Below are 17,341 nucleotides of genomic sequence, written 5' to 3'. Positions count from 1 at the left end.
GTCTCCTGATTGGGGCATTGTTTAGGGGTCGGTGAATGCAGAGGCAATCACCCGCGTCAATTTGCTTAAAAAATAAGCATATGATGATTTTGCGGGCTTGAATGCTCCCGTTTTATTGTTCATATGCCGCAATTTCGATATCAAATGCGCAACTGCTCAAGGATTAAGCACATTGGCCCTGCGTCTTGCTGAAAAGGATCTGACCCCTCCGGTGCTGTTGGCGCCAATGGCCGGAATCACCGACCGGCCTTTTAGGGACCTTGTGATGCGCTTCGGCGCGGGCATGGTGGTCAGCGAAATGGTCGCCAGCCAAGAGATGGTGCAGGCCAAACCAGGCGTACGTGAACGGGCCGAGCTGTCGGCGGATGTGGAAAACACCGCAGTGCAATTGGCCGGACGCGAGGCGCATTGGATGGCCGAGGCCGCCCGGCAAGTCGCTGACCGGGGCGCGCGCGTGATCGATATCAATATGGGTTGCCCAGCAAAGAAGGTAACCAACGGCTATTCCGGTTCGGCTTTGTTGAAAACTCCGGACCATGCACTGACGCTAATCGAGGCCGTTGTGGGTGCAGTTGATTTGCCTGTTACGCTGAAAACGAGGCTAGGCTGGGATGACAATCTGCTGAACGCGCCGGATGTGGCGCGGCGTGCGCAGGACGCAGGCATCCGGATGGTGACCATCCATGGGCGTACGCGCTGTCAATTCTATAAAGGCCGGGCAGATTGGCGGGCGATCCGGGCGGTGAAAGAAGCCGTCTCGATCCCTGTCATCGCAAACGGTGACATCGTCGATACCGAGGCCGCGCAAATCGCGCTGAATCAGTCCGGGGCCGATGGCGTCATGATAGGTCGGGGGGCGCAGGGCAAGCCCTGGCTGCTGGCGCAGATTTGCCATGATCTCTATGGCGCTGCTTCTCCAACCATTCCCACGGGCACTGAACTGATCGAGATGGTGCGTGGCCACTATCTGGCGATGCTGGAGTTCTACGGTACCGATCTGGGCCTGCGTGTCGCACGCAAACATCTCGGTTGGTACATGGATGAGGCCGGAACACCCGCCACCTTGCGGCGGGCTGTCCTGACATCCCGCGACTCCGATGAGGTGTTACGGCTTTTGGCAGATGCGCTTAGTGGCACGGCGGAGGCAGCAGCATGACCTCTGACCAGAGCATCTGGACCTCGCTTCCGGTTCCGGCGTTCATTATCGATGCCGAAGATCGGATATCGGACGTCAACTCCTCGGGTGAGGGGTTTCTGAACGCCTCCCGCAAGGCAGTGATTGGACACCCGGTCTGGGATCAACTCGCGGTTGACGCGCCGTTGGAAGAGGCGTTTCTGCGCGCGCGTCAACAAGGTACACCGCTGTTCGTGAACGATGTGGACGTTGGGTCGGGAAATCGCGCGCCGCTACAATGTGCGCTGCAAATCGCGCCGCTGATGGGGCATCCCGGTTCAATGATCATGATCATCTCGCCGCGCGAACTGGCCGGTCGGATGACCCGTGGCAACACTGTGAAATCGGCAGCGCAGTCTGCGATTGGCATGGCCGAGATGCTGGCGCATGAGATCAAGAACCCTTTGGCAGGGATCACCGGTGCGGCGCAATTGCTCAGCATGAATATTTCGCAGCAAGATCTTGAGCTCACTGACCTTATCGTTGAGGAAAGCCGCCGCATTGTGAAGTTGTTGGAGCAAGTAGAACAGTTCGGCAACCTGTCTCAACCCGATTTCAAACCGGTCAATATCCACGATGTACTGGATCGCGCGCGCCGGTCAGCGCTGTTGGGTTTTGGCGCGCATATGACGATTATCGAGGATTACGACCCCTCGCTGCCCTTGGCCTACGGGGACCCGGATCAGTTCCTGCAGGTGGTTCTGAACTTGCTCAAAAACGCTTCGGAAGCTGCTGATGGCAACGGTACAATCCGGCTGCGTACCTATTTTGAGCATTCATTCCGACTGCGGCGCAGTGACGGTTCGGGTCATTCGCTGCCTCTGCAGATCGAGATTATTGATGATGGGCCGGGCCTGCCGGAAAATATTCGCAGTGATATTTTCGACCCCTTCGTGTCGGGCAAGGAGAACGGCACCGGGCTTGGGCTGGCGCTGGTCAGCAAGATCGTTTCCGACCACGACGGCTGGATTTCGGCTGAATCTGTGCCCGGTCGCACTAGTTTTCGACTGTCCCTGCGGCGTGCACCGAACGACGCGTATGAAAAGGAGAGCATCTGATGGATGGCACAGTTCTGGTTGCCGATGACGACCGCACGATCCGCACGGTTCTTACACAGGCCCTGACGCGGGCGGGGTGCAAGGTTCACGCGACATCTTCGCTGACCACGCTGATGCGCTGGGTGGCCGAAGGCAAGGGCGACGTTGTGATCTCGGACGTGGTAATGCCGGATGGAAACGGGTTGGAGATGCTGCCAAAGATCGCGCAGGACCGTCCCGGTTTGCCGGTCATCGTGATCTCGGCCCAGAACACCATCATGACAGCCATTCAGGCGGCTGAGGCGGAAGCTTACGATTATCTGCCAAAGCCTTTCGATTTGCCCGATCTGATGAAGCGCACCGCGAGGGCGCTGGATCAAAAGCAGCGGGTACAGGCTGAGCCGGTGATGGCCAGCGAAGACCGACCTGATGAACTGCCGCTTGTCGGGCGCACCCCGGTGATGCAGGCGCTTTATCGTCTGGTCGCTCGGGTGATGAACACGGATCTGTCTGTAATGATTTCTGGTGAAAGTGGGACGGGTAAATCTCTGATAGCACGCGCTATTCACGATTTCTCTGACCGAAGGACACTGCCCTTTGTCACCGTGACTGCTGCCGATCTGAGCGATTTGGAAGGCCCGGCACGGGTTATGGCGCGCGTACGTGGTGGTACGCTGCTGATCGATGAAATTGCCGATATTGATGATGAGATCCAGGCCCGTATCGTGCGCATGATGGACACGCCGGGCGATCACGTGCCGCGTTTCATGGCCACAAGTCAATCAGATCTGACCGACGCAATGGAAAGTGGTCGCGTACGACAAGATCTCTATTACCGTCTCTGCGGTGCGACGATCCACGTGCCTGCGTTGCGCGAACGGGTTGATGATATCACCTTGCTAACCGATCACTTTCTGGCGCGGGAGGAGCGGGAAAGTGGCGCGCAGCGTCGCCTCAGCCCCGAAGCGGTTGAGTTGGTGCGCCGGTATTCCTGGCCCGGCAATGTCCGACAGCTTGAAAATGCGATCCGGCGTCTTGGTCTAACCAGCCGTTCTGATGAAATCTCGCGCACCGAAGTTGAGATGGTGCTGGGTAGCCAGCCCGAGGCCGAACCAGTTCTGGGTGATGGCGAGCGTGAGAAGCTGTCATCTTCGGTTGGTCGTCACCTGCGCCGGTATTTTGATCTGCACGGAAACATCCTGCCGCCTCCCGGCCTCTATCAACGTATTCTACGCGAGGTCGAGGCACCGTTGATCGAAATCGCGCTGGATGCGACTGGTGGAAATCAGGCAAAATGTGCTGATCTCCTGGGGATTAACCGGAATACGCTGCGGAAAAAGATTACTGACCTCGATATTCAGGTGACACGCCGTCGCAAACTGATGTAATATCGCCACACAAACAGTGGCATTCGGGTTCTACCCCGGGAACGACCACGATATATGGCGGTAAGCCGCGCAAGCGGCACATCAGAATGAGGGCAGACGGTGGCAACCCGGGCACAGAACGGGCCGATCCTATCGATCAACCGGTGGCGCAAGTCCCGGAGGATGCGCAATTTCAGTACGTTGGGATTGGTTATGCTGGGCCCGGTTCTGGCGCTTGCAACCTATCTCGTCATTGGCCCTTTTGATCTTGGCGCTGCGGCACCGACACTGCGGCTGATTTTGTTGGCTGATCTGGTCTACGTGCTGGTCGTAGCTGCGCTGGTGTTGGGCCAATTGTTCAGTCTGATCGCCGCACGTCGCGCGAAATCTGCGGGCTCCCGTCTTCACCTGCGCCTGATCGGCGCTTTCACGCTGTTGGCTTTGGTGCCGACGGTCACCGTGGCGATTTTCGCCGGGCTGACGGTGAATATCGGCCTTGAAGGTTGGTTCTCGGACCGTGTGCGGCAGGTGGTTGGGTCGTCACTGACCGCGGCCGAAGCTTACGAACAGGAACACCGCGAGGGCCTGACGCAGGATGCGGTTGTTCTGGCGCGTTTCCTCGATAACGCGCGGTCGTTGGATTATTTTGTCTCAGACGCCGAATTGCGAGAGGTTCTGGCCCAGGGTCAGGCCCAGATACAACGCGGTTTGCGCGAGGCCTATGTGATCGATGGCAGCGCCGAAATCCGGTCGCGCGGTGATCGGTCCTACCTGTTCGACTACGAGGCACCAACCCCCGAAGAGATAATCGAGGCCAATGATCAGGGCGTGGCCATCATTGCCGATTGGGAGAACAGCGAATTCCGCGCGCTTGTTCCTTTGCATGCCTATCTTGACCGGTATCTATATGTCAGTCGCGAGGTTGATGGGCAGCTTCTGACCCTGCTTGATGAAACCAAAGAGACCGCACAGTTCTACAGCCAACTGGAAAGTGAGCGGGGCAGGGTCCTGTTCGAATTCGGCCTTCTGTATCTTGGTTTTGCGGTGATCCTGATTCTGGCCGCGATGTCGCTGGGCATGTGGTTCGCTGAACGTCTTTCTCGCCCTGTTGGACGGCTGACAACGGCGGCGCAGCGCGTTGGTGCTGGTGATCTGAGTGTTCAGGTCATCGAAGAGGCCAGCGACGACGAAATCGCGATGCTGGGCCGCTACTTCAACCAGATGACCCGTCAGTTGAAGGGGCAGCGCGACACGCTGTTGGAAAACACCCGCCATATCGAGCGTCGAAGGCGGCTGTTTGATTCAGTTCTAAGCTCGGTGACATCCGGTGTCGTTGGCGTTGATTCAGAGGGCTGTGTGACCTTCGTGAACCGATCCGCCGAACGTCTTCTGGGCTGGTCTGGTGGAGAGCAGAACCTGGCTATCGGCATCGCTGTTCCCGAATTTTTGCCTTTGTTCGAAGCCCTTAAGGACAGCGGGCAAGAGGCGGTCCAGGGGGAGATCAAGGTAACCCGCAAAGGCCGGTTGGAGAACTTACTGGTACGCATGGCGACACGGCGTGGCGAGGATGGAAGGCTGGAAGGCTACGTTGTAGCCTTTGATGACGTGACCGATCTGGTAAGCGCGCAGCGCATGGCGGCGTGGGGTGATGTGGCCCGTCGCATTGCGCATGAGATCAAGAATCCGCTGACACCGATCCAACTGAGCGCCGAGCGGATCAAACGCAAATTCTCGCGCAAGCTGGACGAGGACGATTGCGATAGCCTGGAATCGATGACCGACGTGATCGTGCGGCAGACCAATGATCTGAGGCGGATTGTTGACGAGTTCTCGAAATTCGCACGCATGCCCGAACCGGAACGGCGCGAAGAGAATATCGTGACGCTAGTGCGTGAGGCGGTTCTGTTGCAGCAGGCGGGTCAGCCCGATGTTCAGATCGATGCGGACTTACCTGAACAGCCCATTTTGGCGGACGTGGATTCGACCATGTTGAGCCAAGCGTTGACGAACCTGATCAAGAACGCGGGCGAGGCTATTGAAACGCTGAAAGAAAAAGGCGCACCGGACAATCTGAAACCTCAGATCAAAGTCGTAGTCTCCACTGACGATGCAGGAACGCAGATCACCATTGCGGACAATGGCATCGGTCTGCCCGAGGACAGGGCACGGCTGTTCGAACCTTATGTGACCACGCGTGACGAAGGCACAGGCCTTGGCCTGCCCATCGTAAAGAAGATCATCGAAGAACATGGCGGAGCGCTGACATTGGAAGACGCGCCCACATTCGACGGACAGGACCATTTCGGCGCAATGGCTGTCATTCGTCTACCCGGGGCCTCAGGCGGCCCGACAAATGCGCCGGAAAAACAGGCGATTAAAACAAACAAACTGAAAGCAGGCCAAAGATGAGCGACATTCTGATCGTAGATGACGAACGCGATATTCGCGAATTGGTGTCCGACATTCTGGAGGACGAAGGCTATTCCACCCGGTTGGCGGCAAACTCGGACGAGTGCATGTCGTCGATCAATGCTGAACCTCCGGGATTGTTAATCCTGGATATCTGGCTGAAAGACAGCCGTATGGACGGGATCGATATCCTGAAAGCTGTAAAACGGGACAACCCGGATGTGCCGGTGGTGATCATTTCGGGCCACGGTAATATCGAAATTGCGGTGGCCGCGATCAAACAGGGGGCATACGACTTTATCGAAAAGCCCTTTAATATTGACCAGTTGATGGTTGTGATCCGTCGCGCGATGGAAACCTCGCGCCTGCGTCGCGAGAATGCCTCGCTGAAACGGCAAGAGGTCAGCTGTTCAGACATGATTGGCAATTCTGCGTCGTTCCGAGCGATGCAGGGGCAGTTGGACAAGGTAACAAAGTCGAATGGCCGGGTTATGCTCAGCGGGCCGGCTGGGTCGGGCAAGGAAATTGCCGCGCGCTATATCCATGCCCATTCCAACCGGGCGAATGCCCCATTTGTGACGGTCAATTGTGCGGGGATTGAACCTGAGAGGGTTGAAGAGGTTCTGTTCGGACGAGAATCGTCTGAGCGCGGAATCGAGTCAGGCCTGCTTGAAGAGGCGCATGGCGGCGTTGTCTACTTCGACGAAGTCGCTGACATGCCGCTGGGGACGCAGTCCAAGATTCTTCGCGTGTTGGTTGATCAGCAATTCCAGCGTGTCGGTGGCACTGACAAGGTGCGGGTTGATCTGCGGGTCATCTCCTCGACCAACCGCGATCTGGAAGAAGAGATCGCCGCCGAACGATTCCGCGAAGAACTGTATCACCGGCTGAATGTGGTGCCGATTGCGGTTCCCTCGCTGGAGGAACGGCGAGAGGACATCCCGGTTCTGGCGCAACATTTCATCGAGATGTGCAACGATACACAGGGTCTGCCGATGCGCGAGCTGTCGGATGAGGCTATTGCTTTGCTACAAACGATGACATGGCCGGGCAATGTGCGTCAGCTGAAGAACCTGATCGAGCGGGTGCTGATCCTTGGTGACAGCAATGGCCCGATCGAGGCCCGCGAGTTGCCCAACGAAGAAGAGAAATCCGACGAGTCCGGGCGCGTGGTACTGTCTGGCGCACTGGCGACGCTGCCGCTGCGTGAGGCGCGCGAAGCGTTCGAGCGTGAATATTTGCTCACCCAGATCAATCGGTTTGGTGGCAACATAAGCCGCACGGCCAGTTTTGTCGGCATGGAGCGCAGCGCCTTGCATCGCAAGCTCAAGTCGCTGGGCGTCGTGACCTCGAACAAATCCGGTGCGCGGGTGGCTCAGATTGACGAGCCCGAACCAGCCGAGTGATTGCCGCGCCGAATACAAAGACCGCAGCCGTTTCCATCGGTTTTCCCGCCTTTGGTAAACGGTTGAAGCGGTTGCGGCGGTCGGTTGGACTTAAGCAATCCGCCCTCGCAGATCTGATTGAAGTCGACCAAACCACGATTTCCCGGTGGGAAAACGGGGGTCAAACGCCATCGCCGCATATTCAACAGTCCGTTTTTGCAGCGTTGGGGCCGGTTCGGGTGCAGGATTCTGCGCTGAAACGTCTGGTTGTTCATTCGGCAGAGTGCTTGCACCTTGTCGAAGAGGCCAGCCATATCTGCCTTGCTTATTCGGGCAGCCGGGCGCGGGATTGGAAGACCTCACAGCGCGCCTTGCTGGGCGTGTCGCTTTGGCAATTTGCAACGGATGAGATCCGACAAGCCGAAGCAGAACTGCAGAAAGATGGCTGGTGGGATTTGCATTCGCCTTCACCCAAAGCGTTTCTGACTTCCGAGGCTGTGCATGATCAAATCAGGATCAGCGCCGGGCAAATCGTGTGGGAGCGGTTGTATCTGGGTGATGGCACTCCGGTCCGTCTGGTCAGCGGGCGGCGCGAAGTCACCGCATAATTTATGCGTTCCGCTATCAGGTTAGGCGCGATAGACCGGCTGCATGAGTGACTCTTTTCGCACATTCTTGCAGGTCATGCTGATCTGGTTTGCTGGCCTCGGTGCGGCAACCCAATTTGCAAAGATTGCCGTACCATTTTCTGATGTGGGGCTGTTGTACCCGGACAACGCTGCCGTGATCGGCTGGTTGCTGTCCATTATCAGTCTAATGGGGGCTGCTTTGGGCGCGATATCCGGAGCGATCACAGCGCGTATTGGGCCAAATCGTCTATTGCTATCAGGGCTTGTGCTCGGCGGCGCGTTATCTTTGCTGCAAGCAAGCTTGCCGGTTTTTCAACTGATGCTGCTCAGCCGGGTGATCGAGGGGCTGTCCCATCTAGCGATTGTGGTAGCGGCACCGACGCTGATTGCTCAGATCACATCCGGTCGGGCGCAGTATAATTCCATGGTGCTGTGGAGTACATTCTTTGGCGTTGCATTTGCATTAAACGCTTGGGTTGGGCTGCCCATCGTCGATCGTTTCGGACTGCCCACATACTTTGCCATGCACGGGGGTCTGATGCTGCTGATCGCCGCGCTGATCGCGCTTAGCGATCTGAAAACCGACATGGGCCAGACGGAGGGTACCGGGTGGGGGCTCTCCGCCTTCCTTGATGTGCATATCAGGACCTACCGCTCACCCTTTATTTCGGCCCCGGCAATTGGCTGGTTCTTTTACACGCTGACATTTGTTTCTCTGTTAGCGATCCTGCCGGGTCGTTTACCCGAAGGGCAGGGTGCATCGATTGCAGCACTTATGCCCCTGGCAGGGATTGTACTGTCATGGCTGCTGGTGCCCTTGCTGTTGACCGTCCTGTCCTGCGTCAGCGTCGTCAATCTGGGCTTTGTGCTGGGGATCGCGACGATCATCGCATTGTTTCTGGGGGCGCCCCTTACGTTCGGATGTATCGCCTTGTTTGCCGTGCTCGGGCTTGTACAGGGCGGCAGCTTCGCCGCAGTGCCAGAGCTAAACGGTACCACCGAAGCCCAAGCTCTGAGTTATGGTGCGATGGCGCAGATGGGCAATGCCGGAAACCTGCTTGGAACCCCGGTATTGCTGGCGGTATTGCTGGGCGTCGATGAGGCTGGCATGTTTGTAGCCGTCGCCGCGTTCTATAGCATCGCGATCATAGCGCATCTGCTGCTGGCGCGGCGTCGCAAATCAGCCGGCTTGTCCCGGAGTGATGATCTGAAATGACCCGTCGTCAAATTTCACGAAACAGGACGCGCTGTTCAGCGGCGGGAGCGTCGTGGTGCGCGTGGGCGTGACCCGCGATTTGACACCCTGTTTGCAAGGCGGAAGGCTGACCGGGCGATAGCCCTTTTGGGCCATGCACTGCGCCTCGACCTTGTTTCTCAGCCCCTGGTTCACGTCGACGGTATAGACCCGCCCGGGCTCCCACCATCCGGGGTTGCGATAGCAGCGTCCTCGGCCATCGCAATAGGTGCGCCCGGGCCAATAGACTGGCGGGCTCTGCCGGACCTGATTGGCGACAGGGGCGTCCTTGAGCGCCTGCACCTGGCAGTTCGTGGTCTCGGTCTGCATCCGTGAGACGCTCTCACCTTCGCGATAATACAAAGAAAGCGGACCACAAGCGGACAGCGTCAGCAGGCAAATCAGGGCAGGCAGAATGGTTTTCATATGCTTACTTTGGCGTAGCTTAGGAGGCATGACAATTCAATTGACCGCTTTGGGGGCATCTGTCATTCAAAGATTTCAGGCAGAAAGGCCAAGAGCATGAAGGTCATCATATGCGGTGCCGGTCAAGTCGGCTGGCAGATTGCGCGTCACCTTTCGGGCGAACTGAACGATGTGACGGTGGTCGACAACAATCCCGATCTGGTACGTCGCGCGACCGAGACGCTGGACGTGCAGGGGATCGCCGGTTTCGCCAGTTATCCGGATGTGCTGGATCGGGCAGGGGCGCGGGATGCCGATATGATCATCGCCGCGACCCATTCGGATGAGGTGAATATGGTCACCTGCCAGATGGCGCATTCGGTTTTTTCGATCCAGCGCAAGATCGCGCGTTTGCGATCAAAATCCTATCTTGAGGCGATCCACTCCGATCTGTATCGTCGTGATCATCTGCCCATCGATGTCGTAATTAGCCCCGAGCGCGAGGTTGCCGCCGCAGCGATGCGCCGTCTTTCGGCACCTTCTGCTTTCGATACCGAGATATTCATGGATGGAAAGGCGCAACTGCTGGGCATTCGGGTCGAGGAAGACTGCCCAATCGTCAACACACCGCTGCGACAATTGACCGACCTGTTTTCCACGCTCAGCTCGATTGTGGTTGGTGTGCGCCGTGAAGGGACGCTGTTTGCGCCGGAATCCGAGGATCAGTTGTTTGTAGGCGACGAATGCTACGTCTTCACTAGCGTAAAAGACGTTGAACGTACGATGGAGGTGTTCGGCAAGGCTCAGCGTAAGCAAGATCGTGTGGTGATCGTCGGCGGCGGTAATGTCGGGTTGGAAGTGGCCCGCACACTGGAAGAGCGCGAAAGCCGGGTGCGTGCCAAGATTATCGAGCGTGACCGCAAATGCGCCGAAATCGCTGCCGAAGCATTGGAGCGTACGATTGTTCTGAACGGCGACGGCCTAGATTCATCTTTGCTGAGCGAAGCAGGGATTGAGCGCGCCGACGCGATGTTGGCGGTCACGGATGACGATCGCACCAACATGCTGGCCGCGGTACGCGCCAAGGGAGAGGGTTGTCCACTGGCCATCGCCCTGATCAACGACCCCAGCATGGTCGCTTTGATGGGACCGCTGGGGATTGACGCATATATCAACCCGCGCGCCACCACTGTCAGTTCGATCCTGCGTCACATTCGGCACGGGCGCGTGCGTCAGGTGTATTCCATTGGAGATGCCGAGGCCGAGGTAATCGAGGCCGAAGTGCTATCAACCTCGCCCATGGCTGGACAAAAACTGCGCGACATCGATTTCCCAGAAGGCGTTCTGGTCGGCGCAGTACGCAAAGGTGACGAGGTTCTGCGCCCGACCGGCAGCCTGCGCATCGACGAGAAAGACGTGGTGGCGATCTTTGCAATGGCCAAAGACGTGCCCGAGGTTGAGCGTCTGATGCAGGTTTCAATCGATTTCTTCTGATGTTGCAAGCACGCGGACAGCAACGGATCGGAGTATTGCGGCGATTGCCGCTGCTGCTGATGATCTGGGGTATCGTGTCGCTGGCAATGTGGATACCCGCAGTTTATGCGCTGGCGCTGGATGATCACGCCACCTCACGGTCATTCTTCTATTCCGGATTGCTGGGTGTTTTTGCGGTGTCGATCATAGCTCTGGCCATGTCGAACCGACGACCACGGCGGGGAACGCTTGGCCAATTGGCGGTTCTGCTGGCCGCCTTTACCGTACTGCCGATATTTCTTGCTATTCCGTTTCATGATGCGCTGGGGACAACCAGCTTCCTGAACGCCTATTTCGATATGGTCAGCGCGCTGACCACAACCGGCGCCGATCTGTTCCCCGATCCCGCACGCCTTTCGGCGCCGTTGCACTTATGGCGCGCGTTGGTCGGTTGGATGGGCGGATTGCTGATGTGGATCTCGGCGGCCGCGATTCTGGCGCCCTTGTCGTTGGGCGGTTTCGAAGTCACAGCCCGGGGGCAACCGGGGCGTCCCGTCTCGGGCGTGGCACAGAGCGAGAAGTCCGATCCACGCGGCCATCTGATCCGCGTGTCGCGCACATTGGCACCCGTCTATGCGGGTTTGACAGCTGTGATCTGGATCCTGCTGTTGATCGCAGGTGAGCAAGGGCTTACTGCCGTGAGCCACGCGATGTCAGTGATTGCGACTTCCGGCATATCACCCGTCGGTGGATTGGAAGGATCGACCGCAGGAATCACTGGCGAGGCGATCCTGTTCCTGTTCCTGTTCTTTGCCCTGTCGCGGCTGACCTTTTCGACCGATACAGCGACCTCAGGGTATTCGCGGCTGGACAAAGACCCAGAATTTCGGATTGGCATCTTCATCGTGCTGGCGGTCGCTGTGCTGCTGTTCATCCGGTTTTTGGCTGGAACGGCCGAACTGAACATTGCTGTCGAAGTGCGGCAAGCACTTGGCGTTTTTTGGGGGTTCATGTTTACGGCGATGTCGTTTCTGACCACGGCCGGATTTGAAAGCGCCAACTGGAACGACGCGCAGCAATTGTCGGGCTTGAGCACACCGGGCCTGATTCTGATGGGGCTAGCCCTGGTCGGAGGAGGCGTGGCGACGACTGCGGGTGGGGTAAAGCTGTTGCGGGTTTTTGCGCTCTATCTGAATGGCAAGCGCGAGATTGATCGACTGATCTATCCTTCTTCGGTCAGCGGAGAGGGTGGCGGCAACCGCCGCATTCAAAGCGACGGTGCCTTCATCGCCTGGATCTTCCTGATGATGTTCGCCCTGACGTTGGCCTTGTTCGATTTGTTGCTGGCCGTCATGGGCGTAGGTTTTGAACAGGCCATGCTGCTTAGCGTTGCTGCACTCAGCACCACGGGGCCGTTGATAGAATTGGCAACGGATGTGCCCATACGTCTGATTGATCTTTCCAGCGGGGCCAAGTTGACGGTCTGCGCGGCGATGGTGATCGGGCGGTTGGAAACTCTGGCGATCGTGGCACTGATTACGCCAACGCTGTGGCGCGATTGACCCTGCGTCAGGCACCTGGTGTTACTGCCTGATTTTTCATCTGGAATATCTGTGCGCGGCACTCCATACTCTGCCGGAGGGAGCGCGTTGGTCCGCAGCGCGTAGCAAGAACAATGGCGAGATAACAAAATATGGCTTCGGACAGACAGAATCTGCAGGACGCGTTCCTGAACAATGTACGGAAAGCAAAGGTCCCGGTCACAATATTCCTGATCAACGGTGTGAAATTGCAGGGTGTAATCACCTGGTTCGATAATTTCTGCGTGCTGCTGCGCCGCGACGGACAGTCGCAGTTGGTGTACAAGCATGCGATTTCGACCATCATGCCGTCACAGCCGATCAACCTTTATGAGGGCGAAGACGCCTCTTGATGGAACATGAGAGGGCGCGCACCCGGGCTTGGGTGCTGCATCCCGAAATCAAATCAGATGAACAGCGCCGTGTCCCCGAACCAGCGCTGGAAGAGGCGGTGGCACTAGCTGCCGCTTTGCCCGATCTGGATTTGGTCGGTTCCGAAATAGTGCGCCTACCGCGCGCGCAGGCTGGTTTTCTGTTCGGCAGCGGCAAGATCGAGGAACTGGCCGAACGCCTCCAAGACAATGAGATCGAGCTGGTTCTGATCGACGGGCCAGTAACTCCGGTTCAGCAGCGCAATCTGGAAAAAGCGTGGAAGGTCAAAATCCTCGACCGGACCAGTTTGATTCTGGAAATATTCAGCGACCGTGCGCGTACCCGTGAAGGTGTGCTGCAAGTTGAGATGGCCGCGCTTAGCTATCAGCGTACGCGACTGGTTCGGGCCTGGACCCACCTGGAACGTCAGCGCGGTGGCCTTGGGTTTGTGGGTGGTCCCGGTGAAACTCAGATCGAGGCCGACCGGCGTGCCATTGATGAACAACTGGTCCGCCTGCGCCGCCAATTGCAAAAAGTGGTGAAGACCCGCACCCTACACCGCGCAGCGCGCGCGAAGGTTCCATACCCGATTGTTGCACTTGTTGGCTATACAAACGCCGGGAAATCCACGCTGTTCAACAGCCTAACCGGGGCCGAGGTGATGGCAAAAGACATGCTGTTCGCCACGTTGGACCCAACCATGCGACGGGTTGAGCTGCCGGATGGCCCCGAGGTGATCCTGTCCGATACCGTGGGTTTCATCTCGAACCTGCCCACGGAACTGGTTGCGGCCTTCCGCGCCACGCTGGAAGAGGTTCTGGGGGCTGATCTGGTCGTGCATGTCCGCGATATCAGCCACGAAGAAACCGAAGCACAGGCACGGGATGTCGAGGCTATCCTGAACTCTCTGGGTGTCGAGGACAGTCGCCCCCGGTTGGAGGTTTGGAACAAGATCGATCTGCTGAGCCCGGAAGACCGCGAAGCCGCGCTTGCCCGGGCCGAGCGTGATCCGGCGATCTTTGCCATATCGGCCGTAACGGGCGAAGGTGTTGATCCGCTGCTGTCTGAAATCGCCACGATCCTGCAGGGCGCGCGGCATGAGACTATCCTGAAACTGGGCTTTGCCGATGGTGACAAACGCGCGTGGCTCTATCGTCAGGATGTGGTCAGGTCTGAAGATCAGACCGAAGAGGGGTTCGAGATCACGGTGCTCTGGACTGACAAGCAGGCGTCCCGCTTCGCGGCGTTCTAGGTACCGTCTATCTGGCGCTGGTAATCCTCTGCATCGAACCACCCAAGCGATGATAGCACCTTGTTGTCCTTTGAAAGCTCCCACTCTTCCCAGCCGCGTGTAACGACACGGTTGCCGGTCTCGGCGTGATGGCCTTCGAGGGTCCAGACAAAAATGGCATGCCCTCCGGCCCAACGCATCATATCGCAACGCACCTCAAGATCGGGGAATTCTGCATAGAACCCGCGGGCCATTTCGGCGATTTCGGCATGGCCGCGCAGGGGCTCACCGCGATTAATGCTGATCTGACCTTCGGGGGCGAAAAAACTGGCGACCAAGTCGGGTTCGCCCGAGCTCCAGGCGATGGCATAATCGCGTGCGAGATTGTTTAAGGTGTCTCGAAAGCTGCCCATGCATTTTCCCCCTTCGTGCAATGCGACGGCCAGACGAGTTTAGGCGATAACGAAGGGGTGCGCCACGCGAGGTTCAAAAAGGGGCGGGGATTTGCCGATCAGATCAGCGCGGGTTCAGGACGGTCACACCAACTGCCGCTGCTCGGGCAAGCCCGATATCCAGCGACATGGGGATGTATTCCCCGCGCCGCCATAGTTGGGCCTGATCGTCATAATAGCGAGATAGGAAATGGCCTGACTGGCCAGTTGCGGTGATGAAAACCGAACTATCGGGGTCCGCAAAATCGTAGACGCCACGATAACCTGCGCCATGCACATTCTGGAACGGGTCCGGTCCTTCGCCTGACGTGCGCCCGCGCAGCAGGGTGTTATCGCCACCGCTGGTGGATTGGCGGATGTTGACGAAAAACCGCAGCACCGGAACCTGGCCCAGCGCAGGGTGGTCCTGGGTGGCCTGATGCGCATCGCCCCAGCGTAAAGATTCGAGTGCGGGGCCATAGCGCTCGGAAATCCAAATGATCGCGTCATCCAGGGCCAGTCGTGCCATGTCGGTGCAATTTTCAACGGGAGCGCTCTGAACCACGTCGCACCAGACCGAGGCACCGTCGATATCGCGATACACCCGTTCGATAAACAGCGGCTCGACATGCTTGTATTCGGCAGCCAGCGGACCAAGTTCGTCCGAGATCAGGCGGATTTGCAGCGCGCGCAACCATGCGGCGTAGATCAGGGGTTCCGGCAGATGCTCGTTCATCTCACCGTTCCAGTTGGCCAGCAGATCCAGCGCGATCTGACGCTGCCGTTCGGGCGTACCTTCGGGTGCGGATTCACCGGTAAACCAGAGATCAGCGCCGATCAGGGGCAGCAGTGATCGCGCTGTAAAGCTAACCGTGTCCAACTGCGCTTCGATAAAACTGTCACGCGTATGTACCTCGCGCGATTGCATCAGGCGTTCCCAGCGATTGACCCGCTGGGTGTCGCCCCACTCGTACGACACATGGCGGGGGAAGGGCCGGTCGATAATCTTGTTGTTGGTGTTACCCAGAACTCCGCCGACCGGGGCCACGAATTCAGGATTGTTTGAGTAGGGCAGGCGGCCCTGCCATCGGTTCCGTTCCAGCCAGCCGGGGGTGGGAATGCGGCCTCGGCTTTGATTGTTCAGATCGCGCCGGGGCATTGCGCCGACCAGTTTCATGCCGATCGTGTCTTTATCGACAAGTGACAAGTTTTGCGAAGGGGCAATATAGTCCTCGGCCGCGTCAATGGCGTCTCGAACTGAATCGGCATTCATCAGTGCCAAAGAGGCGCTCATGGATGTATCGCGGGGGCTTAGCGCGCTCCACGACAGAGACGCGACATGGCCCGGTGGTGTGATGGTTTCCAGATCATAATGCGTGCCCGGCAGAACCGGGCCATTCTCGGTCCAGCGCAGGGTCAGGGTAATTGGGGCGGCGTCTTTGATCTCGATAATCGAAGGGCGGGTCTGAAAGCGTTTGTAGCCGTCTGGGGTAAGGTATTCTTCGGGATTGTCGGGGTTCAGTTGTTCGATGTGAACGTCCTGATCGTCCAGATAGGATGAGGTAAGGCCCCAGCCCAAGCGCTCACTCCGTCCGGCTGAGATTGCCGGTACGCCTGGAATGGTTGCACCGATAACGCCGCCTTTGGCCAGTTCCAGCCGCGCCAGATACCAGATACCCGGGGCGGTGAGGCCCAGATGCGGATCGTTTGCCAGCAACGTGCCACCGCTGGCCGAGCGGGACGGCGCGGCGGTCCACGCATTTGACGCACCTGCCAGCCCGCGCTGCGGGAAAGGCGACAGCGGCGTGTCGGGCATCGGGGTGCCTTGGGCATAGCGCGGAAGGTCTGGAAACAGATCAGCATACTCGGGCAGCGCGGCAATACCGGGGCCGGGGACGTCGGGCAGAATGTCGGCCAGCCGTGCGGGATTATCCAGCATCAGCGATGTGCGTGCGCGCAACACTTCATCAGCAAGATGGCCGGAAAGCTGCAGGCTCATCAGCTTGATAATCGCTACGCTGTCGCCCGGCTGCCATGGGGGAACGGGGGCGTTGAACAGGAACATCTCGGGGGCGCCACGTCCAAGCGCCTGTTCGTTGATCTCGGTAAGCCGGGCGTTGATCCCTGCGGAATAAGCGCGAAGCGCGGCCTTGGTATAGTCGTCCTGAAACTCGACTGAGCGATGGGCGAGCCCGTAAAGATCGAAACGACGCAGTAATTTGTCGATGGCTACCGTGCGCTGGCCGAACACTTCGGACAAGCGGCCCTGTGCGGTCCGACGCAGAATGGTCATCTGCCACAGCCTGTCTTGTGCATGGGCATAGCCCAGACCAAAGAACACGTCCGGGTCGGACTGGCCCAGTATATGCGGCACATTTGCAGTGTCGCGAACGATCTCGACAGGGGCAGTTATTCCTTCAACTTCAAGGGTTTGATTGTATTCAGGCAGGGATTGGCTGGCCAGAAAGTAGACCAACCCCACAGCAGCGATTGCCAGCAGGATCAGGCCTGTCGTAAGTCTCACCAGCCAGCGAAAAACCAGGCCCATCTGTCCCCCGAGAATTCTATGCGGTCATTTGCGCCAAGGTTACTGGAACCTCCGCCCGACCGAAAG

14 protein-coding genes are annotated in these 17,341 nt (G+C 58.2%); 11 read left to right on the top strand and 3 right to left on the bottom strand.

All coding sequences use genetic code 11. The features are described 5' to 3' along the window. The first annotated feature begins 226 nt into the window (after positions 1-226). The 7 genes from dusB to AC1DFB_RS07385 all read left to right on the top strand — a co-directional run bounded on the left by dusB (position 227) and on the right by AC1DFB_RS07385 (position 9,217). A complete protein-coding gene (gene dusB / locus AC1DFB_RS07415) occupies positions 227-1,156 on the top strand; it encodes a tRNA dihydrouridine synthase DusB (RefSeq protein ID WP_480922594.1) in 930 nt (309 codons plus the stop codon). Beyond that, positions 1,153-2,232, top strand: a complete 1,080-nt coding sequence (locus tag AC1DFB_RS07410; protein ID WP_170396849.1) for a two-component system sensor histidine kinase NtrB — start codon at positions 1,153-1,155, stop codon at positions 2,230-2,232. Before dusB ends, AC1DFB_RS07410 begins: the two co-directional genes overlap by 4 nt. After that, positions 2,232-3,599: a sigma-54-dependent transcriptional regulator gene (locus tag AC1DFB_RS07405; protein WP_170396851.1), complete on the top strand. Its 1,368-nt coding sequence runs from the start codon at positions 2,232-2,234 to the stop codon at positions 3,597-3,599. The genes AC1DFB_RS07410 and AC1DFB_RS07405 overlap by 1 nt, the downstream gene beginning before the upstream one ends. 162 nt (positions 3,600-3,761) lie before the next feature. Beyond that, positions 3,762-5,987 (top strand): sensor histidine kinase NtrY-like, encoded by a 2,226-nt coding sequence (locus AC1DFB_RS07400; RefSeq protein WP_480922593.1) that lies wholly within the window; start codon positions 3,762-3,764, stop codon positions 5,985-5,987. Continuing rightward, positions 5,984-7,393 (top strand): nitrogen assimilation response regulator NtrX, encoded by a 1,410-nt coding sequence (ntrX, locus tag AC1DFB_RS07395; RefSeq protein WP_480922428.1) that lies wholly within the window; start codon positions 5,984-5,986, stop codon positions 7,391-7,393. Before AC1DFB_RS07400 ends, ntrX begins: the two co-directional genes overlap by 4 nt. Next, positions 7,390-7,980, top strand: coding sequence for a helix-turn-helix transcriptional regulator (locus AC1DFB_RS07390; RefSeq protein ID WP_480922427.1), 591 nt, complete (start codon positions 7,390-7,392; stop codon positions 7,978-7,980). The genes ntrX and AC1DFB_RS07390 overlap by 4 nt, the downstream gene beginning before the upstream one ends. Positions 7,981-8,023: 43 nt before the next feature. Next, positions 8,024-9,217, top strand: coding sequence for an MFS transporter (locus tag AC1DFB_RS07385; RefSeq protein ID WP_480922426.1), 1,194 nt, complete (start codon positions 8,024-8,026; stop codon positions 9,215-9,217). Here AC1DFB_RS07385 and AC1DFB_RS07380 read toward each other — a convergent pair. Beyond that, entirely contained in the window at positions 9,182-9,661 is a 480-nt protein-coding gene (locus tag AC1DFB_RS07380; RefSeq protein WP_170406102.1) for a hypothetical protein, read from the bottom strand. The two genes, AC1DFB_RS07385 and AC1DFB_RS07380, sit on opposite strands and share 36 nt — an antisense overlap. 96 nt (positions 9,662-9,757) lie before the next feature. Here AC1DFB_RS07380 and trkA point away from each other — a divergent pair, with 96 nt between their 5' ends. The 4 genes from trkA to hflX all read left to right on the top strand — a co-directional run bounded on the left by trkA (position 9,758) and on the right by hflX (position 14,317). Beyond that, a complete protein-coding gene (gene trkA, locus AC1DFB_RS07375) occupies positions 9,758-11,134 on the top strand; it encodes a Trk system potassium transporter TrkA (protein WP_170396865.1) in 1,377 nt (458 codons plus the stop codon). Continuing rightward, on the top strand, positions 11,134-12,675 hold the full coding sequence (locus tag AC1DFB_RS07370; protein ID WP_170396867.1) for a TrkH family potassium uptake protein: 1,542 nt from the start codon (positions 11,134-11,136) through the stop codon (positions 12,673-12,675). Before trkA ends, AC1DFB_RS07370 begins: the two co-directional genes overlap by 1 nt. Before the next feature lie 131 nt (positions 12,676-12,806). Beyond that, complete coding sequence (gene hfq / locus AC1DFB_RS07365; protein WP_005982826.1) at positions 12,807-13,046, top strand: RNA chaperone Hfq; 240 nt, start codon at positions 12,807-12,809, stop codon at positions 13,044-13,046. After that, positions 13,046-14,317 (top strand): GTPase HflX, encoded by a 1,272-nt coding sequence (gene hflX / locus AC1DFB_RS07360; protein WP_480922425.1) that lies wholly within the window; start codon positions 13,046-13,048, stop codon positions 14,315-14,317. The genes hfq and hflX overlap by 1 nt, the downstream gene beginning before the upstream one ends. Here hflX and AC1DFB_RS07355 read toward each other — a convergent pair. Then, positions 14,314-14,709 carry a nuclear transport factor 2 family protein gene (locus tag AC1DFB_RS07355; protein ID WP_480922424.1) on the bottom strand — a complete coding sequence of 132 codons (396 nt, stop codon included), beginning with the start codon at positions 14,707-14,709 and terminating at the stop codon, positions 14,314-14,316. The genes hflX and AC1DFB_RS07355 overlap by 4 nt on opposite strands. Before the next feature lie 103 nt (positions 14,710-14,812). Continuing rightward, complete coding sequence (locus AC1DFB_RS07350; RefSeq protein ID WP_480922423.1) at positions 14,813-17,275, bottom strand: penicillin acylase family protein; 2,463 nt, start codon at positions 17,273-17,275, stop codon at positions 14,813-14,815. Positions 17,276-17,341: the final 66 nt, after the last annotated feature.

The sequence above is a fragment of the Ruegeria sp. S84 genome (genome assembly GCF_056583445.1).
The sequence above is the reverse complement of the archived record's forward strand: the minus strand, read 5'-3'. Positions and strand labels throughout refer to the sequence as shown.